Raw genomic sequence first — 20,814 nt, forward strand, 5'->3', positions numbered from 1 at the left:
GGAAGAATCGGGGTCACAGGGCCCCGACCCGCCCCGCCGGAGGCGGGGCAAATCAACACAGTTCAGTCGACGGATTCGTAGCGGATGCTGTTCTCCGAGCGGCAGATCTCCTCGATACCGGTGACGATATCGCGCAGCTGCTCCGACGGCAGGGCATGCGGGCGGAGCCGGCAGGTGAAGGTGATCAGCCCGTGGTCGGCGGCGGGCAGGTTGTCGGCGGCGGATTCGGCCCGCAGATACGGCGAGCGCACCCCATAGGTCATGGCCGAGATGACAGTGAAGCAGCCGGTGCGTTCCCGATGGCCGTTGAACAGATCGTGCAGCCGGTAGAACACCGAGGTGTAGTTGGACAGTGGGGCGAATACGCCCACCCGGTAGGCCGGGCCGCGCTCGGAGGAACTGATCACCGTATCGGCGAGATACTCGGCGTCGCGCAGGGTGAGGATCTTGGGAGTGAACATCACCGCACCCGCGGCGGCGTTACGGACCGGCATACCGGCCTTACCGGGGGTCGCCGAAGCGATGGCGCCCAGCGATTTCCGGGCCCTGCTGCCGACCTCGCGACGGGCCCGCAGTGAGCGGGTGGGCGCGGTGGGGTAAAGGCTGGACCACTGGCCGAACCGCACCGTGCCCAGCTGCACCTGACCCGCGATCACCGGACGGGACACCTTGAGCGGGGCCGTATCCACCCAGCGGCCCACCTGCAGCACGGCATCCCGGGGGCGGGTGACCTCGGCGTAGGCATAGTCGACGAAACTGTCGAAATCCAGGAAACGGTGCGAATCGGTGGACAGCCAGGTGTTTTCCTTGTCGACCTGCACGGTGTCGAGGGTGAGCGCGGTGATGATGCCCGCCCGGCCGCCGGCTCCCAGGATGCGATGGAACCGTTCGGTGTGGTGGGTGCGCCCGCAGGTGCCGATCCGGCCGTCGGTATCCACGTACTCGAGGTCGACGATCTGATCGATGAACAGGCCGTGCCGGTGCGAGGCGGTACTCACCCCGCCCACCGAGGCGAACCCGCCCGCGGTGATATCCCGGTGATCGCCGACCACGGGTAGCCCCAGACCGTGCGCGCCGAGCCGCCGATCGATATCGGACAAGCGCGCCCCCGCCTGGACCCGCACCGTGCGGCGGCCGAGATTCAGATCGACGATCGCGTTCATCCGGCGCAGCGACACCACGGTCTGCTGGTCGGGCAGGGTGAGGCCGTCGGTGGCGGGATCGCCCCCGTGAACGGTGAGCGGCCTGGAGCAGTCCCGGGAATTCCGCACGGTGCGAACGACATCCGCGGTGTCGCGAGGCAGGTACTCGGCAGGAGAAACGATGTGCGGCGTGCTCATGGCACGAAAGCTAACCACAGCTGGGCTGCCGTGGCGATACTGGGTTTTGCTGTGCTTATTGGCGGCGCCTTCGGCGCCGCGGGGTCCGGCGCGTTCACCGGCTTCGACAACGAACTGCTGCGGGCGGTGGCCGCGAAGCTCGGGCTGCGGGTCGAGTTCTCCGGCACCGAGTTCGCCGGCCTGCTGGCCCAGGTCGCGGGCAAGCGGTTCGATGTCGGGTCGTCCAACATCACCACCACCGACGCCCGGCGCGAGATGGTCGGTTTCACCAACGGCTACGATTTCGGCTACTTCTCGCTGGTGGTGAAGGACGGCAGCCCGGTGCACGGATTCGCCGATCTCGGGCCCGGTTCCCGGGTGGCGGTGGTGCAGGGCACGGTCCAGGACGAATACGTCGTCAACGAACTCGGCCTGGACCCGGTGAAATTCCCCGACTACAACACCGCCTACGCGAATGTGAAAACCGGCCAGGTGGACGCGTGGGTCGCCCCGTCGGCGCAGGCCCAGGGCGCGATCGCGCCAGGTGATGCAACCTCGGTCGTGGACAACTCGTTCAGTCTGGACAATTTCGTCGCCTGGGCGGTCGCCAAGGACAACAAGCCGCTGATCGACGCGCTCAACTCCGGGTTGGACGCGGTGATCGCCGACGGCACCTACGCCCGGCTCTACAGCGACTGGGTACCGCGGGAGCTACCCCCCGGCTGGAAACCCGGGTCGAAGGCCGCACCGGCCCCGCAACTGCCCGATTTCGCCGCTCTCGCCGCCGAACAGGCCCCGCAGCAGCAGACCGCGCAGGCGCCGAAATCGACGCTGGAACAACTCCGCGACACCTTCTTCGACTGGTCGCTCTACCGGCAGGCTCTCCCGGACCTGTTCAAGACCGGCCTGCCCAACACCCTGATCCTCGCGCTGGTCTCCGGCGTGCTGGGCACCCTGATCGGCATGCTGCTCGCGGTGGCCGGAATCTCGCGGACCCGCTGGTTGCGCTGGCCGGCCCGGGTGTACACCGATATCTTCCGCGGCCTGCCGGCGGTGGTCATCATCCTGCTCATCGGCCTGGGGGTCGGGCCGGTGGTCAGCGGCCTCACCGGCAACAATCCCTACTGGCTCGGCGCGGTGGCGCTGGCCCTGCTGGCCTCGGCCTATATCGGCGAGATCTTCCGCTCCGGTATCCAATCGGTGGAGCCGGGGCAGCTCGAGGCCGCCCGGGCGATCGGCTTCGGCTACCGGCAGGCCATGACGCTGGTGGTGATCCCGCAGGGGGTGCGGCGGGTGCTGCCCGCGCTGATGAACCAGTTCATCGCGTTGATCAAGGATTCGTCGCTGATCTACTTCCTGGGGCTGCTGGCCACCCAGCGTGAACTGTTCGCGGTCGGCCGTGACCTCAACGCCCAGACCGGCAACCTGTCACCGCTGGTGGCCGCCGGCCTGGTCTATCTCCTGCTGACCATCCCACTCACCCATCTCGTGAACTACATCGACCGGCGGATGCGCACCGGCCGGCCCGATCAGCCGATCGACCCGGTCGAGCAGTCCGCCATCACCGAAGGCCGGGGGTAACCGATGAGCGCCTCACTGACCGGCACCGGACTCCACCTACGGCTGGGCGGTAATCAGATTCTGCGCGGGGTGGACATCCACGTCGACGCGGGTAAGACCACCACAGTGATCGGGCCGTCCGGTTCCGGGAAATCCACCCTGCTGCGCGTCCTCAACCGCCTGCACGAACCCGAGGCCGGGGACATCCTGATCGACGGCGAGTCGGTGCTCACCGAGAACCCGGACCGGCTGCGCCAGCGCATCGGAATGGTCTTCCAGCAGTTCAATCTCTTCCCGCACCGGACGGTGGCCGACAATATCGCGCTGGGACCGCGCAAGCTGCGCGGCCTGTCCAAGGACGAGGCCCGCACCCTGGCGCTGGAACAGCTCGAGGTCGTAGGGCTCACCGGCAAGGCCGACTCCCGGCCCACCAACCTCTCCGGTGGTCAGCAACAGCGGGTGGCGATCGCCCGGGCACTGGCCATGAAACCGGACATCATGTTCTTCGACGAGGCCACCTCCGCGCTGGACCCGGAACTGGTCAAGGGTGTGCTCGCGCTGATGTCGGAGCTGGCCGCGGGCGGTATGTCGATGATCGTGGTGACGCACGAGATGGGGTTCGCCCGCAGCGTCTCCGACCATGTGGTGTTCATGGACGGCGGTGTGGTGGTGGAGTCGGGCAGTCCGGACGAACTGTTCGACAATGCCGGAACACCGCGACTGCGCAGGTTTCTCGACCAGGTGCTCTGAGGCGGCAATACTGAACTCATGAGCGAGGACTCCGGATCGGCGAACCCCTACGGCACCCCGACCACCAACGGCCCCCGGCCCATCGGCCGGGCTCAGGGCGTGACCAACCGGATGGTCCGCACGCTGCTACGACTGCCGGGCCTGTCCGGAGTGATCGGTAAACGGCTGGCGACCCTGCACGTGGTGGGCCGCAAATCCGGACGCGCCTACGATATTCCGGTCGCCTACACCGCCCACGGACAGACACTCCTGATCGGCACATCCCGGCGACCGTGGGTGCGGAACCTGGCGACCGGCACCCCCCTCACCATCACCCGCGGCGGCCGGCCCGAACAGTTCGACCCGGTCGTGCACACCACGGCCGAGGACGTGCTGCGACTGTTCGAGATCATCGCCCGGGACAACCGGACCAACGCCGGCTTCAACGGTATCGGTTTCGATGCCGAGGGCAATCCCAACAAGGCCGATATCTACCAGACCTGGCAGCAGGGCGGTGTGGTGATCGAACTGCGGCCGGTGCGATGACACGGAACCGGCCGCCCGTGCGGCGCGGCCGCACGATGCTCAGCGCTGGCGCCAGCTCAGCGGTCCCGGCAGATCGACGCTGTTCTTCTTGGTCCTGGAGTTCCACGACCAGGGGCCGATCTTGATACTCCACGAGGACAACCCCGACTGGGTGTAGTTCAACTTCAACGGTCCGAAGGACTGGCGTTTGCGGAACCTGATGGGCATGGGCGACCTCCCTAGTTCTGCCCCAGGATAACGGATCAGGATGAGTCCCATGGCTTTCGCTGGTCAGCGCTGCCGGAGTAGAGAACGTGGGCATCTGTCGCGACCGTTTCGTACCGCGCCTGGTGGATGTGGCCTGTGGGACGAAGACCGATGAGCCACTGCGCGAACGGGTCTGCGCCGGAATACCGGTGGAAGTGCACCTCGCCCCCGGAGACGTTCAAACGGTCAGCGCCGGGGAAACTCGGTCGTTCGATCCTCGAGGCGGCACAGCAGGCGGCGGCCGGGCAGGCGGCACAACAGCCACCCGCCCGGAACGCTCAGCTCGCCAGGCAGCTCGGCCCGAGCAGGGCCTTCAGATCACCCATGAGTGCAGACGACGGCTCCACCCGCAAACTGTCGTCCAGTTTCAGCAGGGTCGTCTTCTCCCGCGCGCCCACATGCCGGACGTGCACATCCGAGGTCCCCGGATGCCGGGACAGCACTCGCTTCAGCTCGCCGATCTTATCCGGAGTACACATCCGGGTGGAAATGGTGACGGCCAGCGGTTTCGCCACCCCGATCGCCGACAGATCCGGTACGGCGAGATCGTTGGCGATGAGCGAGATCCGGTCGTCCCGCATGGAGACGCGGGCTTTCACCAGGACCACCGCATCCTCCACCACATCCATGCCGTACACGGAATAGGCCTGCGGGAAGAACAGTACTTCGATACCGCCGGTGAGATCCTCGAGCTGGCAGGATGCCCATGCCAGACCGTTCTTGTTGATCCGGCGGTTCACCGAGGCGAGGATGCCGCCGACGGTGACCTGGGTACCGTCCTTGATATCGCCCTCGAGAATGGTCGGGATCTGGGTATCGGCCTGGGCGGCGAGCACGTGGTCGACGCCGTTGAGCGGATGACCGGATACGTAGAGTCCGAGCATCTCCCGCTCCAGCGCGAGGCGGTGTTTGCTCTCCCACTCCTCGTCGGGCACCTTCACATCGAAGACCGACGCCACCGATTCGCCGCTGTCGTCGTCCATTCCGCCGAACAGGTCGAACTGGCCGATGGCCTCGGCCTTCTTGGTCGACATGACCGCGTCGATGGCGTCCGAGTGCACCAGCATGAGCCCCTTGCGGGGGTGGTTCAGCGAATCGAAGGCCCCCGCCTTGATGAGCGATTCGGTGACCTTCTTGGTGCAGGCCACCGTATCGATCTTGTTGAGGTAATCGGAGAAATCGGTGAACTTCGATTTCTCGGTGCGGGCGTTGATGATCGAGTTCACCACGTTCTGACCGACATTGCGCACCGCGCCGAGCCCGAACCGGATATCCGTGCCGACCGAGGCGAAGTTGGTCTCCGATTCGTTCACATCCGGCGGCAGCACGGTGATACCGAGTTTGCGGCAGTCCGACAGATAGATCGCGGCCTTGTCCTTGTCGTCACCGACCGAGGTGAGCAGACCCGCCATGTATTCGGCCTTGTAGTTGGCCTTGAGGTAGGCGGTCCAGAAGGAGACCAGCCCGTAGCCCGCGGCATGCGATTTGTTGAACGCGTAACCGGCGAACGGGAGAATCGTGTCCCACAGTGCTTTGATCGCCGGTTTGGAAAAGCCGTTGGACTGCATACCGGCCTCGAAGCCCTCGAATTCGGCCTCGAGTACTTCGGCTTTCTTCTTACCCATCGCGCGGCGCAGGATATCGGCTCGGCCGAGCGAATACCCGGCGACCTTCTGCGCGATCTGCATGATCTGTTCCTGATAGACGATCAGGCCGAAGGTGTCGGCGAGGATCTCCTTCAGGGGTTCTTCCAGTTCGGGGTGGATCGGCTTGACCTGTTGCCGGCCGTTCTTGCGATCGGCGTAGTCGTTGTGCGCGTTCATGCCCATCGGCCCGGGGCGGTACAGCGCGAGCACCGCGACGATGTCCTCGAAGCCGGTGGGCTGCATCCGGCGCAGCAGATCGCGCATGGCGCTGCCGTCGAGCTGGAAGACGCCGAGAGTGTCACCGCGCGAGAGCAGTTCGTAGGTGGCCGGATCGTCGAGCGGCAGATTGTCCATATCGAGGTCGATACCGCGATTGGATTTGATGTTGTCCAGCGCGTCACCGATGACAGTGAGGTTGCGCAGGCCCAGGAAGTCCATCTTCAACAGGCCGATGGCCTCACACGACGGATAGTCCCAGCCGGTGATGATGGCGCCGTCCTGCGCCCGCTTCCACAGCGGGATCGCCTCCATCAGCGGTTCGGAGGACATGATGACCGCACAGGCATGCACGCCCGCGTTACGGATCAGGCCCTCGAGGCCGCGGGCGGTCTCGTAGATCTTGGCGACATCGGGGTTGCTGCCGATGAGTTCGCGGACCTCGGCGGCTTCCTTGTACCGCTCGTGCTGGGGGTCCATGATCCCCGACAGCGGGATGTCCTTGGCCATGATCGGCGGCGGCAGCGCCTTGGAGATCTGATCGGCGATGGCGAACCCGGGCTGACCGAACTGGACGCGCGCCGAATCCTTGATGGCGGCTTTGGTTTTAATGGTGCCGAAGGTGATGACCTGGGCCACCCGGTCGCTGCCCCAGCGGTCGGTGGCGTAGCGCACCATCTCACCGCGGCGGCGATCGTCGAAGTCGATATCGATATCGGGCATCGAGACGCGTTCGGGATTGAGGAAGCGCTCGAACAGCAGCCCGTGCGGGATCGGGTCGATATTGGTGATGCCCATGGCGTAGGCGACCAGCGATCCGGCCGCCGAACCACGGCCCGGGCCGACCCGGATGCCGACCTCGCGGGCATGGTTGATCAGGTCACCGACCACCAGGAAGTAGGCCGGGAAACCCATTTCGATGATCACGTCGAGTTCGAACTCGGCGCGTTCGATGTACTCGCGCGGCACCCCGTTCGGGAAACGCCGTTCCAGGCCGCGGTGCACTTCCTTGCGCAGCCAGCCGGACTGGTCCTCGCCCTCGGGCACCGGGAAGACCGGCATCCGGTCGCGGTGTTCCCATACCTCGGCGTAGGACTGGACCCGTTCCCCGATCCACACGGTGTTGTCGCAGGCGCCGGGGATCTCGGCGTCCCAGAGCGCGCGCATCTCGTCGGCGGATTTCAGGTAGTAGCCGTCACCGTCGAATTTGAACCGGGTGGGATCGGACAGGGTCTTCCCGGTCTGGACACACAGCAGCGCCTCGTGGTTGCGGGCGTGTTCCTTGGTGACGTAATGACAGTCGTTGGTGGCCAGCGGTGGGATGTCGAGCGCCCGGCCGACCTCGATCAGGCCCTGGCGGACCCGCGTCTCGATGGACAGGCCGTGGTCCATCACCTCGAGGAAGAAATTGTCGCGGCCGAAGATCTCCTGCCATTTGGCGGCGGCCTCCAGCGCTTCGCGCTCGTGCCCCAGCCGCAGCCGGGTCTGCACCTCACCGGACGGGCAGCCGGTGGTGGCGATGATGCCCTCGGCGTGGGCGGCGATGAGTTCCTCGTCCATCCGGGCCCATTTACCGAGCTGGCCCTCGATACTTGCCAGCGAGGACAGTTTGAACAGGTTCCGTAGCCCGGTCGCGTTCTCGGCGACCATGGTCATATGGGTGTAGGCGCCGGAACCGGAGACATCGTCGCTCTTCTGGCTGGGATCGCCCCACTGGATACGCTTGGTGTCGAACCGGGAGCCGGGAGCGATATAGGCCTCGATCCCGATGATCGGCTTGATCCCGGCCTTCTTCGCCGAGTGGAAGAACTCGGCCGCACCGTACATGTTGCCGTGGTCGGTCATCCCCACCGCGGTCATACCGAGGCGGTCGGCCTCGGCGAACAATGGTGAGATCTTGGCGGCACCATCGAGCATCGAGTACTCGGTGTGGTTGTGCAGATGAACGAATCCGGACGAGGCGGCCAAGATCTGTCCTTCCTCCCAATGGCTCGGCGGGGGTTGGTGTAGCGAGTTTATGCGCACCGTCCGACCGGTTCGGCGCCGGATGGGCGTGCCCGCGGGGCCCGGGCGTGTCGGCTTAGGTGTCCCGGCGCGGGAAACCGATTCGGCCCCCGGCACGCTCGGTCACTGGTAGGGTCGTGCCGCGTCACATCCGGCGGATCTCCGCCCGGCACCTGATCGACCCCGCACGTGCACGACCGACCAGCGAGGTGAACGATGACAGCACGCAGGACCGCGCTCGCTCTGCCCGCCGCCGCGCTCGCGGTGGGGACGCTGGCGGCCACCGCCGCTCCCGCCGCGGCCGACGGCGGCTCGTTCCGGACGATCTACTCCCTCACCGACGGCCCGTGCGTCGCCCAGGTCGACACCTCGGTCAACGGTCCCGGCTATCCGGAGCACGCGTCGTTCACCGTCTCGACCATCATGTTCGGCATCGGGTCGTGCACCCTGCCGATCACCCTGAACTGGCGCAACCTCGACACCGGCGAGACCGGGTCGGCCACCCAGAACGCGACCGGCCCGGGGTACTGGATGAACGACGGCCGCTCGGCCCTGTTCCGTCCCGGGATCGGGCGTTTCACCGCGACCGTCACCGTCGGCGCGGCCCACACCCCCGAATCGGGGTCGGTGGAATTCGTCGTCCAGAAGTACCAGGGGTGATCACCGGCCCCCGCAGACAGCTTCCGGCCCGTTCGGCGTAATCGGTCCCGGGCGGCCCGACGTCCCTTCCTCGACTCCTTCCACCCGGCGCGCTCGCGACGCCGGATCTCCGACCTCGGCTCGCCGACGCGGGCCGGTCATCGCTTCCGGAGAAGGTTTCCCGCGGCAATGGCGGTTGCCGCGGGAAGCGTGAGACGATGGCCGGCCCCCGTCGGCGAGCCGGACCGCACCGACCGGCCGGGCGGCCGGACCACGGCATGGCCCGGCGGGCCTGATAATTACGCCCGGACGGCCGCGGTCACCGGCGATCCGGGGCGGGCGTAACGGGTACGGCGAGCCGCAGTGGCCACCGGCGATCCGGGCCGCGTGAGCCGCCGGTGCACCGGCTCGTAACATATGCCCGGGTCGGTCGCCGGCGATGCCGCGCGGCGGGTCGGCGGATCGGTACAGCGGCGCGACGGCCGGGACGGGACAGGGAGTGCGATGACCGCGACCTTGCTCACCGTGTCCGGCGCGGCGGTCCTGATCGCCGCGGCGCTGCTGGTCTGGGCGCGGCCGCGGCGGATGGTCACCACCCCCGCCGAACGCGCGGTGCACACGGCGCTGCACACCGCCTCCCTGGCGGCCCGGCCGCTGCGCCGGGGCCTCACCCGGATGTCCGCACAGGAGGCCGCCCCGCATCTGCGGGCCCTGGTCGGGGCCGAGGGGCTCGGGGTGAGCGATCCAGAGGGGGCGCTCCTCGCCTGGGACGGCATGCACGAGCCGGTGGCGGCCGAGTTCACCGGGACGGCCCGGCGAGCCGTCGCGGCGCAGCGGCCCGTACTGGCGCATCTGCCCGAGACCGATCATCCGGGGCGCACCCTGGTCACCCAGCCGTTGCTCAGTGACAACGGCACCGTGGTGGGGGCGCTGGGCATGGTCACCGGCAGCCGGCCGGGCCCCGGCGCGCTCGGTGCGCTGGCCGAAGTCGCCCGGTATGCGTGCGGCCAACTGGAACTCGCCGAACTCGACGCCTCCCGGGCCCGGCTCGACCGTGCCGAGGTCCGCGCGCTGCGGGCCCAGATCAGCCCGCATTTCATCTACAACGCCCTGAGCACCATCGCCTCGTTCGTCCGCACCGACCCGGACCGGGCCCGGGAACTCATCCTGGATTTCGCCGATTTCACCCGGTATTCGTTCCGCGACGCCGGGGAGTACACGGTGCTGGCCGACGAACTCAGCAATATCGAGCGCTATCTCGAACTCGAACGCGCCCGGTTCGGGCCGGCGCTGCAGGTGCGGTTGCGGATCGCCCCCGAGGTGCTCGGCGTCACCCTGCCGTTCCTCGCCCTGCAACCGCTGGTGGAGAACGCCGTACGCCACGGGCTGGCGGCCACGCCGGGCGGTGGCACGGTCACCATCGAAGCCCTCGACGCCGGGACCGACTGTGTACTCAGTGTGGAGGACGATGGTGCCGGTATGGATCCCGACCTGCTGCGGTCCGGCTCCCTGGACACGGCCGCGGAGGGAGCGCATATCGGCCTGGCCAATGTGGACGACCGATTGCGGGCTGCCTTCGGCAACGACTACGGACTGGTGGTCGATACCGCGCCCGGCGCCGGGACCAGAGTGAGCATGCGGGTGCCCAAGTTCCGCCCCGGAATCCGGCCGTGACGCGAAAACGGCCGAGCCCCGCTCACCCTCACAGAGCGGGGTCCGGCCGGCCTGCGCCGAGCAGTGCGGGGCCCGGATACCGCCGACACGGCATCCGGGCCCGCGCTCAGTGCGCGACCGCTTTTTCGGCGCCGACGCCGGTCAGTGCCCGGACCTCCATTTCCGCGGCCTTGACCGGATCTTCGGTGTCCTTGCCGCCGAGGTAGGTGCCGATCACGCCGAGCACGAACGCCAGGGGAATGGACACGATCCCCGGATTGGACAGCGGGAACCAGTCGAAATCCAGATCCGGCAGCATCGCGGTCGGCGATCCGGAGACCGCGGGGGAGAACACGATCAGCACGACCGTGGAGATCAGTCCGCCGTACATGCTGAACAGCGCGCCGGTGGTGTTGAACCGCCGCCAGAACAGCGAGTACAGAATGGTCGGCAGGTTCGCCGCGGCGGCGACCGCGAACGCCAGCGCCACCAGGAAGGCGATGTTCTGGCCGTTGGCCAGGATGCCCAGGGCGATGGCCAGCAGGCCGATCACCACCGCGGTGATCCGGGAGACCCGGACCTGGGCGGCGTCGTCGGCTTTACCGCGCCGGATGACATTGGCGTAGATATCGTGGGCGAACGACGCCGATGCCGTGATGGTGAGTCCGGCGACCACCGCGAGAATGGTCGCGAACGCCACCGCCGAGATGATGCCCAGCAGGATCACGCCACCGAGTTCGAAGGCCAGCAGCGGCGCCGCGGCGTTCTGTCCGCCGGCCGCGCCGAGTATCCGGTCCGGGCCGACGATCGCCGCCGCGCCGTAGCCGAGCACCAGGGTGAACAGGTAGAAGGCGCCGATCAGCGCGATCGCCCAGACCACCGAGCGCCGGGCCTCCTTGGCGGTCGGCACGGTGTAGAAGCGCATCAGTACATGCGGCAGACCCGCGGTGCCCAGTACGAGCGCCAGGCCGAGCGAGACGAAGTTCAGTTTCGACATCTCGCTGCCGCCGTACTGCGCGCCGGGGGCGAGGACATCCCGCGCGGCCACCTTCGCGTTCTCGGACCCGCCGATCGCGCTCTGCGCGCCGGAAAGGATGCCGGAGGGATCGAACCCGAACTTCGCCAGCACCATCACCGTCATCACCGCGGCGCCCGCGATGAGCAGGACCGCCTTGATGATCTGCACCCAGGTGGTGCCCTTCATTCCGCCCACCAGCACGTACACGATCATCAGCACACCGACCACGGCGATCACCACGGCCTGCCCGGTCTTACTGGAGACATCCAGCAGCAAGGCCACCAGACCACCGGCGCCGGCCATCTGGGCGAGCAGGTAGAACAGCGAGACGGCCAGGGTGCTGATCGCGGCCGCGGTGCGCACGGGCCGCTGCTTCAGCCGGAAGCTCAGCACATCGGCCATGGTGAACTTGCCGGTGTTCCGCAGCATTTCGGCCACCAGCAGCAGCGCCACCAGCCAGGCGACGAGGAAGCCGATCGAATAGAGGAAGCCGTCGTAGCCGTAGACCGCGATGGCGCCGGCGATCCCGAGGAAACTCGCCGCGGACAGATAGTCCCCGGCGATGGCGATCCCGTTCTGCGGCCCGGTGAAACCGCGGCCACCGGTGAAATAGTCGGTGGCGCCGGAGGTATTACGGCCCGCCCAGAACACCACAATCATGGTGACCACGACGAACAGCGCGAAGATGGCGATATTGGCGACCGGATTACCGACCGTGGCGTCGGCGGCCTGCAGCGTGGTCACGAGCGGTTTCCTTCCAGTTCGGCGCGGAGCGCGGCGGCCCGCGGGTCCAATTCCCGGTTGGCGAACCGGACATAGAGGCCGGTGATCAGGAAGGTCGAGACGAACTGGCCCAGCCCCAGCAGCAGTCCGATATTGATCTCACCGAACACCGGAGTGGCCATGAAATCGTGCGCATAGGCGCCGAGCAGCACATAACCGAGGTACCAGAGCAGGAACAGGGCGGCCATGGGAAAAATGAAGCGGCGCAGGCGGTTACGGAGTTCCTGGAACTCCGGGCTCGCCTGCGCGGCGACGAAATCGGGCGGCGGGTCGGCCCGCTCCCCGCTTTTGTCGAGATCGATATCGGTCATGCCGGGTCCCTCATCATGTGACGTGTATTACCTGAGCAGAAGGTAGCGGCCCGAAGGCGATTCGAGACCCTTGTGACGGGAGTCACTCGGTGGAGACGGGGAAGTGTGCGGTGAGCGGTCGCTGGGCCGCGACGAGCGGTCGGGCCCGGTCGCTGCCGCGGATCAGTCCGGCCGGTGGCCGGGCACGCGGTCGGCGCCCATGCCCAGCCGCTCCGGGGCATGCATCCGGACGAACGCCCGGCCCACTCCCGGCGGTCGCGGGGTCCAGCGGCTGACCAGCACCATGGTCGCGAAGGCCAGCGGCACCGCCACGGCCGCGGGATAGCCGAGCAGCGCCGCGGCCCAGCCGTCCGCCAGGTGGCCGGAGACGCCGCCCAGCACGGAGACCAGGGTCGCCGCGCCCGCCACGGTGCCACCGGTCACCAGACCCGCGGCCGCGCCCACCGCGGTGAGGCCGCGCCACCAGATTCCGAGCACCAGCAGCGGGCACAGGGTCGCGGCCGCGAGCGAGAACGCCAGCCCCACGGTGCGGGACAGGTCCAGCGAGACCACGCCCAGTGACAGTGTCAGCGGTACCGCGCCGGCCGCCAGCGCCGCGACCCGGAAGTCCCGGATCCGCCCGCGCAGCACATCCGTACTCAGCACGCCGGCGATACTCACCACCAGCCCCGAGGATGTAGACAGGAAAGCGGCCATGGCGCCCGCCGCGACCAGCGCCGCCAGCAGTTGCCCGGGCAGCCCCGCCAGCGCCGACGAGGGCAGCAGCAGAACCGCGGCGTCGGAGGTCCCGGTGATCAGCAGTTGCGGCACATAGAGCCGGGCGAAGACACCCAGCAACACCGGGAACAGATAGAAGGTGCCGACCAGCGCGATCACGGCGAGCGCGGTGGAGCGGGCGGCCCGGCCGTCGCGGTTGGTGTAGAAGCGCACGAGGACATGCGGTAATCCCATGGTGCCCAGGAATGTGGCGATCATCAGCGAGTACACCTGATACCGCGGATGCGGTCCGGCGAAACCGCCGCCGGGCAGCAGCCAGTGCGCGCCGTCGGCCGGGGCGCCCGCCACCACCGGCACCGCCGCACCCGGGTCGAGCACCAGCCGGGTGTCCCGGGCCAATTCGTGAATACCCGCCGCCAGCAGGACCGGGCCGTCCATCGCGCGGTCGTCCAGGACCCCGTGCACCGAGACCCACTGCGGTGCGGCCAATTGCACGAGTACCGGGGTGGTCACCTCCACCGTGGTCTGTTCGCTCACCGTCGGCGGGGCGGGCGCGCCGAGTTCGCGATCGCCGCCGGGCCGCTCGGCGGCGAAGAAATGCATCAGCAGAACGAGCGCGGGCAGCGCCACCGCGGTCAGTTTCAGCCAGTACTGAAAGGCCTGGACCAGGGTTATCGACCGCATCCCCCCGGAAACCACATTGGCCACCACGATCACCGCCACCGCGACCGCCCCCACCCAGCCCGGTACGCCCAGCAGAATGCGCAACGTCAGCCCGGCGCCCTGGAACTGCGGGATCACGTACACCGCGCACACCAGCACCACCACCACGGCGGCGAGGCGGCGCAACCGCGGCGACCCCCACCGGAACTCGGCGAAATCCGGCACGGTGTAGGCCCCCGACCGCCGCAGCGGCGCCGCCACGAAGAGCAGCAGCGCCAGATACCCGGCGGTGAAACCCACCGGGTACCACAGGGCATCGGCGCCGTATTTGGCGATCAGCCCGGCGACCCCGAGGAACGACGCGGCGGACAGATACTCACCGGAGACGGCAGCGGCGTTCCAGCGTGGGCCGACACTGCGGGAGGCCACCAGGAAATCCGAGGTCGTGCGAGCCCAGCGCACGCCGTACACACCGAGGACGACGGTCGCCAGCGCCGCCGCGAGCAGTGCCGCCACCGTGAGGCCGGATGCGGTCACCATCCCGGCCTGCCCCTCGGCCCGGTCGGTGCCCCCGGCGCGGGCCGCTCAATCACCGGTCAGCTCGAGGAAATCGTTCTCGTTGCGCTCGGCCAGCCGCAGGTACACCCGCCCGGTGAGCCACAGCAGCGGGTAGGCGGCTCCGCCGAGCACCAGCCACGGCAGCCGGATACCCAGCACCACGGTCTCGGCGATCGCGGTGACCCCGAACAGCAGCGGAAGCGCGGCGAGGAGCAGCGCGATCACCAGACCACAGCTCAGGGCCAGCCCCAGTTGCGCCCGGATGAGCCCGCCGATCAGCGCCTCGCCGATCTCGGTCTGTTCGGCGACCTCCACCCGGGTCCGGACGCGGCGCGCGCCTCGGCGTTCGGCGAGCACCACCCGCCGGCGGGGTGGCCGCGGGGCGGGACCGATCATCGCCGGTCCGGCGACGGATGCGGTCCGTGCACCAGTCGCTGTTTGAGTTCGCGCACCTGGCGACGGCTCACCGGAAGCTCCACCCGCTGCGCCCCGCGCAGACACACCAGCGTGCCCGAGCCCACCGTCCGCAGCCCGGTCACCCGCCCGAGCGCCACCAGATACGAGCGGTGCACCCGCAGGAAATCCTCGCGCCAGCGGTCCTGCAACGCCGAAAGCGGGATGCGCACCAGATGGGAACCGGTATCGGTGTGCAGCCGGGCGTAGTCGCCTTCGGCTTCCACCCAGTTCACCTGGGACCGGTGCACCAGCGTGGTGACCCCGCCCAGCTCGACCGGAATGACTTCGTGGCCCCCGGCCGCCCCCGGCTCCGGTTCCGCGCGGGTCCGGCGGTCGGCGATCCGCCGCACCGCGGCCCCCAGCCGCTGCCCGCGCACCGGTTTGAGCAGGTAGTCCACCGCGCCCAGGTCGAAAGCGGCCACCGCGTGGTCCTCGTGCGCGGTGACGAAGACGATCGCCGGCGGGTGCACGAATTCGGCGAGCACCCCGGCCAGTTCCATACCGTCCAGGCCCGGCATATTGATATCCAGGAAGACCGCGTCGACCGCGTGCGCCCGCAGGATCCGCAGCGCGCCGGTCGCGTCGGCGGCGCCGTGCAGTTCGGTCACCGCGAGTTCGGCGCGCAGCAGGTAGAGCAGCTCGTCCAGCGCCGGCTGCTCGTCGTCCACGGCCAGCACCCGCATCCGCCAGACCCTTCCTGCTCCTTCGACTCGCCCATCGTAGTCATCGGGGTCCGGCCGCGGGTCCGGTACGGGGGTCCGGTACGGGGGTTCGGAGCCGATCAGGATCCGAGCTGGTCCATCCGCCGTTGCATCTCCTCGGGCTCGATATCCTCCACATGGGTGGCGACGGTCCACTGATGCCCCCACGGGTCCACGAACGAACCGGTCCGGTCACCGTAGAACTGGGTCTGCGGGGCGCTGATCTCGGTGGCGCCGGCGGCGAGCGCCGCCGCGTGGGCCGCGTCCATATCCGGTACGTAGACATAGAGGTTGACCGGGGTGCCACCGATCGAACGCGGGTCCCGGAACGCCATATCGGGGGCCGGATCACCGAGCATCAGCACCGAATTGCCGATCAGGAGCTCACAGTGCATCACGGTGTCGCCGGGACCCGGGATCCGCATCCGTTCGGTGGCCCCCAGCACCCGTTTGTAGAACTCCACCGCGTCCGCTGCCCCGGCGATCGCCAGACCGGGGGAAATAGTGGGATAACCTTCGGGAACAGGGCGAACATCGGACATCACGGGACCTCCGGTCTCGGAGAGTTGTGTCGGACACCTGTGAGCCTATGCCCGGTTCCCGCCGAGGGCCGTGGACGAACACGGCCGCCGGATCAGCCGCCCCAGCTGACGTTCGTCTCGATGACCTGACGCAGTACCGTCGAGGTGCGCGGGTCGCGGTAGAACTGGTGGCCGCCGATCGAGATCGACCCGGCCACCGGCAGCGGCAGGCCGAGATCCACGGTGATATCTCCGCTGCCCTGCATCGCGTAGTCCTCGATATCGAGCATGCCGGCCTCGTTCGGCAGATCCCAGATACTCGATTTCGGCGTCTGGATGACGTCGAGCCGGATGGACAACCGCCCACCGTCGCGGGCGACCAGGGTCGCGGTGGTGACCTGGTCGAGGTCGACGCCGCCGCCCACGGTCTGCTGTACCCGCCATATCGCGCCCACCCCGACCGGTTCGTCGGGGAAGGTGATGGATCGGTAGACCGCCTGGTAGAAAGCCTGCTCCAGGGCAGCTCGCGCGGAATTGGAGGTGTCGGGAGCGGGCGCCAGACGCAGCGCGGTGATCCCGCCGAGTTCGCTCATCTCGAACCCGGCGTGCGTCCCGTCGGCGGCGGTCAGCGCCTCCGACAACGCCGGATCGGAAGTCGTCACCGAACCGAGGGTGAGCTCCACCCCGTCGGCATCGGTGGTGGCCGTCATCGGGATGGTCAGCGCCGGACTGGAGAAATCGCGGACCTGCTGGGAATCGATCTGCTGCTGGATACGGTGATCGGTGCGCAACGTCACCGCCTGGATCGTGCCGTCGAAGTAGGACGGCCGCAACATCGAACGGGGCTCCTCGCCATGGTCCACCGTGGTGACCACGGCCGCCGCGATCGGCACGGTGACCTCGCCTATTCCGAGCGGCTCGGTGCCGTCGGCCTCCGCCCCGGAGTCGCCGCCGTCGCCGCAGCCGGAACCGAAAGCGGTGAGACCCACCGCGAGAACCACCATCAGCACTCTGGACCTTGCCAGGCGGGGCGTGGGAACCGAACACAACACCGTCACGCCCGACAGCCTACGAGGCGTACCTGAGCGTGGGCTGGGACATCGCGCCGACTTCCGGAAGCACCGCCCGGCACCGGCACCGGCGCCGCGACACACCGGGGCGGCGGCCCGTCACCGGTGCGCCCGGGTGCCCACGGTACTGGCCCGTCCCTCCTCGAGAGATGATGGTCGGCGTGAGTGAGGACCGGCCTACGCCAGAGCAGGACCCCGACGACCGCCCCGGCAGGACCGGCGCGCAGCCGCGGCAGCGGCTGCGGCTACTGCTGGCGGTCGCCGCGACGCTGTTCGCGCTCGACCTGGTCACCAAGATCATCGTGGTCGCGCGGATACGTCCCGGCGAACCGGTGTCGATCATCGGTGACTTCGTGGAACTGGTACTGGTGCGCAATCCGGGCGCCGCGTTCTCCATGGCCACCGGCATGACCTGGCTGCTGACCCTGATCGCGACCGCGGTGGTGATCGGGGTGCTGCGCATCGGCCGCACCCTGCGCTCGACCCTGTGGGCGATCGGACTCGGCGGGGTCCTCGGCGGCGCGCTCGGCAACCTGATGGACCGGCTGTTCCGCGCGCCGGGCCCGCTACAGGGTCATGTGGTGGATTTCGTCTCGGTCGGCTGGTGGCCGGTGTTCAATGTGGCCGATTCCTCGATCGTGTGCGGGGCGATCCTGCTGGTGACGCTCACCGTCTTCGGTTTCGAACCCGACGGCACCCGCTACAAGGACAAGGACCAGCCTGCGTCCACCACGGATTCCGCCCCGGCCCCGCCCGACGAGCCCGGCCCCGGCCGGGACCGCTCCGCCGGTGACGCCGCACCCGAGGACTCCGCGGCCGGCGCCGCTCCGGAGTCCACCGCCGGCAAGGGGCCCGGAACGTCCGCCACCGCCGAGGGCAAGGAGACCGCCGCATGAGAGAGACCAGGACGATGCCCGTCCCCGACGGACTCGACGGGATGCGGGTGGACGCCGGCCTCGCGCGGCTGCTCGGACTGTCCCGGACCGCGGTCGCGGTCCTGGCCGAAGAAGGGTCGGTGCAGCTCGACGGAGTGGCCGCCGGCAAATCCGACCGGCTCACCGCGGGCGCCTGGCTCGAAGTGGTGTTCCCCGAACCGCGCCGGGAGCTGGGTATCGAAGCCGAACCCGTAGAGGGTATGAAGATCCTCTACGCCGACGACGATATCGTCGCCGTCGACAAACCGGTCGGCGTCGCCGCGCACACCGGAGTCGGATGGAGCGGACCCACCGTGGTCGGTGGGCTGGCCGCGGCCGGCTACCGGATCTCCACCTCCGGCGCGCACGAACGGCAGGGCATCGTGCACCGCCTCGATGTCGGCACCTCCGGAGTGATGGTGGTGGCCCAGTCCGAGCACGCCTATACCGTGCTCAAACGCGCGTTCAAACAGCGCACCGTGGACAAGCGCTACCACGCCCTGGTCCAGGGCCACCCCGACCCCAGCAGCGGCACCATCGACGCCCCCATCGGCCGCGCCCGCGGTAACGACTGGAAATTCGCGGTCACCTCCGACGGCAGGCCCAGCGTCACCCACTACGACACCGTGGAAGCGTTCCAGGCGGCGAGCCTGCTCGATATCCATCTGGAAACCGGCCGCACGCATCAGATCCGGGTGCACTTCTCCGCCATCCGGCACCCCTGCTGCGGTGATCTCACCTACGGCGCCGATCCCCGGCTCGCCGAACGGCTCGGACTGCAACGCCAATGGCTGCACGCCCGATCGCTGGGCTTCCAGCACCCCGCCGACGGCCGCTACCTGGAGATCACCAGCGAATACCCCGACGACCTCACCCACGCGTTGCGCGTGCTACGCGACGCCTGACCGCCTATGCCCGAGAGACCCGCAGCCCCGCCGCACCGGCCCCGCAATATCCGCCGGGGGCTCGGCTACGGCGCGGCCGCGGCCGCCTGCGGTGTCTTCGTCCTCGCACTCGGCTACCTGGTCCCCCCGGCCGAGGAGGCCGTCTCCACCGACCGCCTCGGACCCGACCAGGGCGAGTCCATCGCCGAATACCTCGACCGGGCCCGGGAATCGCTCGCCGGGACAGACAGTGCGGACCGGTGGGCGCTGGTGTCGTTCACCGAGTACCGGCCCGCTACGGAGTTACGCGGCCAGGTCGGGGAACTACGCATCGGCCAGGCGCTGTACCGGGTCCCGCTCCCCCGGGTCGCGACCCCGCTGGTCGCGGTCCAGACCCCCGCCGGTGACGTCGCTCTGCGGCGCTCCGGCGCGGACGCCGCCTGGCAACTGGCCGATCAACGCCGCTATGTCGGCGACGACCGCACCGCCCGCACCCTGGACGTGGCCATCGCGCGCCTGCGCGCGGACTGCGCCTGCTCCCCCGGTGTCGTCGTCCGGGCCCCGCTGCCCCGGCTCCGCGAGCTCGCCGGGCAGCCCGGGATCCGCGCGGTGCACGCGCTACCGGCCGACGCCGTCGCCGGACGGTTCGCCGTCGGCCCCCTGCTCCCCGACAGCCCCGACCCCGTGGGCCCGCCACCGGACGACGGGCCCGTCCCACCGGCCTGATCAGAAATCCAGTGTCACCACACCGTCCAGATAGCGGTGGCAGCGACCGGTCAGCAACACCCGGTCCTCGACCAGCTCGACCCCGAGCGAGCCACCCCGCCGGGACAGCTGACGCGCGGTCAACCTGCTGCGCCCGAGCTCGGCACTCCACAGCGGCGCCAGCTGGGCATGCGCCGAACCGGTCACCGGATCCTCCGGCACCCCCACCCCCGGCGCGAAGAACCGCGAGACGAAATCCACCTCGTCCCCCCGGGCGGTGACCACCACACCCCGCTGCACCTTCGGAAAGGCACTCAGGGCCGGTGCCAGCTCCCGGACCTGCCGCTCACTGTCCACCACCACGACCACATCCGCGCCCGAGTACACCCGCACCGGCTCCACCCCCAGCGCCGCCACCAGTGCCGCATCCGGTTCGGCCGGCACAGAGGCCACCGCGGGCAGATCCAGCACGTACTCGTCGTCATCGGTGCGATCCACCCGCAACCAGCCACTATGGGTGAAGAAACCGACCCGATCCTCGCCCGGCTGGATATCGCAGAGAATATGCGCCGCCGCCGCCAATGTGGCGTGCCCGCACATCACCACCTCGGTCATCGGCGTGAACCAGCGCAGATGGTAGGCGGGCCGGCTCCCCGGCGGCACCCCTGCCTCCGGGGGTAACCGGGAGGTATAGAAGGCCGTCTCGGCGAGATTGTTCTCCTCGGCCAACTGTTGCAACACGGTATCGGGCAACCATGTGGGCAACGGCATCACCGCCGCCGGGTTCCCGGAGAACGGTGCGTCGGCGAACGCGTCGATCTGGTGCAGCAGAACCTCCATGCCACGAAAGTACTCCAGCGCCGAATAAATCCTTCTCCCAACGTGACTGAGGCTGTGTCTTTTGGCGCCGCCTGCGGCGGCGCGGGGGTCGAGGCCCCCTCGGTCCCGCCGTTCA

19 protein-coding genes are annotated in these 20,814 nt (G+C 68.8%); 8 read left to right on the forward strand and 11 right to left on the reverse strand.

Going from position 1 to position 20,814, the window contains the following annotated elements:
* Positions 1-62 precede the first annotated feature (62 nt).
* Entirely contained in the window at positions 63-1,340 is a 1,278-nt protein-coding gene (locus tag ACLML9_RS18900; RefSeq protein ID WP_411946765.1) for an FAD-binding oxidoreductase, read from the reverse strand.
* Between the two features lie 51 nt (positions 1,341-1,391).
* Between ACLML9_RS18900 and ACLML9_RS18905 the strand changes: the two genes are divergently transcribed.
* Genes ACLML9_RS18905 through ACLML9_RS18915 form a run of 3 tightly spaced genes read left to right on the forward strand, consistent with a single transcriptional unit; the run spans position 1,392 to position 4,154 of the window.
* Positions 1,392-2,900 carry an ABC transporter substrate-binding protein/permease gene (locus ACLML9_RS18905; protein ID WP_411946766.1) on the forward strand — a complete coding sequence of 503 codons (1,509 nt, stop codon included), beginning with the start codon at positions 1,392-1,394 and terminating at the stop codon, positions 2,898-2,900.
* Between the two features lie 3 nt (positions 2,901-2,903).
* A complete protein-coding gene (locus tag ACLML9_RS18910) occupies positions 2,904-3,629 on the forward strand; it encodes an amino acid ABC transporter ATP-binding protein (protein ID WP_411946767.1) in 726 nt (241 codons plus the stop codon).
* Positions 3,630-3,647: 18 nt separating this feature from the next.
* A complete protein-coding gene (locus ACLML9_RS18915; protein WP_411946768.1) occupies positions 3,648-4,154 on the forward strand; it encodes a hypothetical protein in 507 nt (168 codons plus the stop codon).
* Between the two features lie 39 nt (positions 4,155-4,193).
* On the opposite strand, the gene ACLML9_RS18920 is transcribed toward ACLML9_RS18915, so the two are convergent.
* Both ACLML9_RS18920 and dnaE read right to left on the reverse strand, forming a co-directional pair.
* Positions 4,194-4,361, reverse strand: a complete 168-nt coding sequence (locus ACLML9_RS18920) for a DUF4236 domain-containing protein (protein WP_081877120.1) — start codon at positions 4,359-4,361, stop codon at positions 4,194-4,196.
* A gap of 317 nt (positions 4,362-4,678) precedes the next feature.
* Positions 4,679-8,230 carry a DNA polymerase III subunit alpha gene (dnaE, locus tag ACLML9_RS18925; RefSeq protein ID WP_411946769.1) on the reverse strand — a complete coding sequence of 1,184 codons (3,552 nt, stop codon included), beginning with the start codon at positions 8,228-8,230 and terminating at the stop codon, positions 4,679-4,681.
* Between the two features lie 252 nt (positions 8,231-8,482).
* Between dnaE and ACLML9_RS18930 the strand changes: the two genes are divergently transcribed.
* Both ACLML9_RS18930 and ACLML9_RS18935 read left to right on the forward strand, forming a co-directional pair.
* Entirely contained in the window at positions 8,483-8,926 is a 444-nt protein-coding gene (locus ACLML9_RS18930; RefSeq protein WP_411946770.1) for a hypothetical protein, read from the forward strand.
* A gap of 483 nt (positions 8,927-9,409) precedes the next feature.
* Entirely contained in the window at positions 9,410-10,579 is a 1,170-nt protein-coding gene (locus tag ACLML9_RS18935; protein WP_411946771.1) for a sensor histidine kinase, read from the forward strand.
* A gap of 106 nt (positions 10,580-10,685) precedes the next feature.
* Here the strand turns inward: ACLML9_RS18935 and ACLML9_RS18940 are convergent, their stop codons facing one another.
* From ACLML9_RS18940 to ACLML9_RS18970, 7 genes are all read right to left on the reverse strand, one after another.
* Positions 10,686-12,320: a cation acetate symporter gene (locus ACLML9_RS18940; RefSeq protein WP_411946772.1), complete on the reverse strand. Its 1,635-nt coding sequence runs from the start codon at positions 12,318-12,320 to the stop codon at positions 10,686-10,688.
* Positions 12,317-12,670, reverse strand: coding sequence for a DUF485 domain-containing protein (locus tag ACLML9_RS18945; RefSeq protein WP_030523819.1), 354 nt, complete (start codon positions 12,668-12,670; stop codon positions 12,317-12,319). The genes ACLML9_RS18940 and ACLML9_RS18945 overlap by 4 nt, the downstream gene beginning before the upstream one ends.
* Positions 12,671-12,832: 162 nt before the next feature.
* On the reverse strand, positions 12,833-14,590 hold the full coding sequence (locus tag ACLML9_RS18950; RefSeq protein ID WP_411946773.1) for a cation acetate symporter: 1,758 nt from the start codon (positions 14,588-14,590) through the stop codon (positions 12,833-12,835).
* Positions 14,591-14,635: 45 nt separating this feature from the next.
* Positions 14,636-15,004, reverse strand: coding sequence for a hypothetical protein (locus ACLML9_RS18955; protein WP_357049252.1), 369 nt, complete (start codon positions 15,002-15,004; stop codon positions 14,636-14,638).
* A complete protein-coding gene (locus ACLML9_RS18960) occupies positions 15,001-15,747 on the reverse strand; it encodes a LytR/AlgR family response regulator transcription factor (RefSeq protein ID WP_411946774.1) in 747 nt (248 codons plus the stop codon). The genes ACLML9_RS18955 and ACLML9_RS18960 overlap by 4 nt, the downstream gene beginning before the upstream one ends.
* Positions 15,748-15,845: 98 nt before the next feature.
* Complete coding sequence (locus ACLML9_RS18965) at positions 15,846-16,307, reverse strand: VOC family protein (RefSeq protein WP_411946775.1); 462 nt, start codon at positions 16,305-16,307, stop codon at positions 15,846-15,848.
* 92 nt (positions 16,308-16,399) lie between these two features.
* Positions 16,400-17,290, reverse strand: coding sequence for a hypothetical protein (locus ACLML9_RS18970; RefSeq protein WP_411946780.1), 891 nt, complete (start codon positions 17,288-17,290; stop codon positions 16,400-16,402).
* 215 nt (positions 17,291-17,505) lie between these two features.
* Between ACLML9_RS18970 and lspA the strand changes: the two genes are divergently transcribed.
* The 3 genes from lspA to ACLML9_RS18985 are packed head-to-tail and all read left to right on the forward strand — an operon-like array spanning position 17,506 to position 19,880.
* Positions 17,506-18,252, forward strand: a complete 747-nt coding sequence (lspA, locus tag ACLML9_RS18975; RefSeq protein ID WP_411946776.1) for a signal peptidase II — start codon at positions 17,506-17,508, stop codon at positions 18,250-18,252.
* Positions 18,249-19,175, forward strand: a complete 927-nt coding sequence (locus tag ACLML9_RS18980) for an RluA family pseudouridine synthase (protein WP_411946777.1) — start codon at positions 18,249-18,251, stop codon at positions 19,173-19,175. The genes lspA and ACLML9_RS18980 overlap by 4 nt, the downstream gene beginning before the upstream one ends.
* A 6-nt stretch (positions 19,176-19,181) precedes the next feature.
* The gene (locus ACLML9_RS18985; RefSeq protein WP_411946778.1) at positions 19,182-19,880 is read left to right on the forward strand and encodes a hypothetical protein; all 699 of its coding nucleotides are present in this window, start codon (positions 19,182-19,184) and stop codon (positions 19,878-19,880) included.
* Here the strand turns inward: ACLML9_RS18985 and ACLML9_RS18990 are convergent, their stop codons facing one another.
* Complete coding sequence (locus ACLML9_RS18990; protein ID WP_411946779.1) at positions 19,881-20,699, reverse strand: PhzF family phenazine biosynthesis protein; 819 nt, start codon at positions 20,697-20,699, stop codon at positions 19,881-19,883. It abuts the gene before it with no gap.
* Positions 20,700-20,814 lie beyond the last annotated feature (115 nt).

The sequence above is a fragment of the Nocardia sp. NPDC002869 genome, assembly GCF_046764065.1.
Taxonomy (GTDB): domain Bacteria; phylum Actinomycetota; class Actinomycetes; order Mycobacteriales; family Mycobacteriaceae; genus Nocardia; species Nocardia rhamnosiphila.

Excerpts from the sequence above, each read along its gene's own strand:
- lspA (WP_411946776.1), top strand. The coding sequence starts at position 17,506 with ATGATGGTCGGCGTGAGTGAGGACCGGCCTACGCCAGAGCAGGACCCC.
- ACLML9_RS18980 (WP_411946777.1), top strand. The coding sequence starts at position 18,249 with ATGAGAGAGACCAGGACGATGCCCGTCCCCGACGGACTCGACGGGATG.
- ACLML9_RS18935 (WP_411946771.1), top strand. The coding sequence starts at position 9,410 with ATGACCGCGACCTTGCTCACCGTGTCCGGCGCGGCGGTCCTGATCGCC.
- ACLML9_RS18900 (WP_411946765.1), bottom strand. The coding sequence starts at position 1,340 with ATGAGCACGCCGCACATCGTTTCTCCTGCCGAGTACCTGCCTCGCGAC.
- ACLML9_RS18930 (WP_411946770.1), top strand. The coding sequence starts at position 8,483 with ATGACAGCACGCAGGACCGCGCTCGCTCTGCCCGCCGCCGCGCTCGCG.
- ACLML9_RS18920 (WP_081877120.1), bottom strand. The coding sequence starts at position 4,361 with ATGCCCATCAGGTTCCGCAAACGCCAGTCCTTCGGACCGTTGAAGTTG.
- ACLML9_RS18950 (WP_411946773.1), bottom strand. The coding sequence starts at position 14,590 with ATGGTGACCGCATCCGGCCTCACGGTGGCGGCACTGCTCGCGGCGGCG.
- ACLML9_RS18965 (WP_411946775.1), bottom strand. The coding sequence starts at position 16,307 with ATGTCCGATGTTCGCCCTGTTCCCGAAGGTTATCCCACTATTTCCCCC.
- ACLML9_RS18990 (WP_411946779.1), bottom strand. The coding sequence starts at position 20,699 with ATGGAGGTTCTGCTGCACCAGATCGACGCGTTCGCCGACGCACCGTTC.
- ACLML9_RS18960 (WP_411946774.1), bottom strand. The coding sequence starts at position 15,747 with ATGCGGGTGCTGGCCGTGGACGACGAGCAGCCGGCGCTGGACGAGCTG.
- ACLML9_RS18915 (WP_411946768.1), top strand. The coding sequence starts at position 3,648 with ATGAGCGAGGACTCCGGATCGGCGAACCCCTACGGCACCCCGACCACC.
- ACLML9_RS18970 (WP_411946780.1), bottom strand. The coding sequence starts at position 17,290 with ATGGTGGTTCTCGCGGTGGGTCTCACCGCTTTCGGTTCCGGCTGCGGC.
- ACLML9_RS18955 (WP_357049252.1), bottom strand. The coding sequence starts at position 15,004 with ATGATCGGTCCCGCCCCGCGGCCACCCCGCCGGCGGGTGGTGCTCGCC.
- ACLML9_RS18945 (WP_030523819.1), bottom strand. The coding sequence starts at position 12,670 with ATGACCGATATCGATCTCGACAAAAGCGGGGAGCGGGCCGACCCGCCG.
- ACLML9_RS18985 (WP_411946778.1), top strand. The coding sequence starts at position 19,182 with ATGCCCGAGAGACCCGCAGCCCCGCCGCACCGGCCCCGCAATATCCGC.
- ACLML9_RS18910 (WP_411946767.1), top strand. The coding sequence starts at position 2,904 with ATGAGCGCCTCACTGACCGGCACCGGACTCCACCTACGGCTGGGCGGT.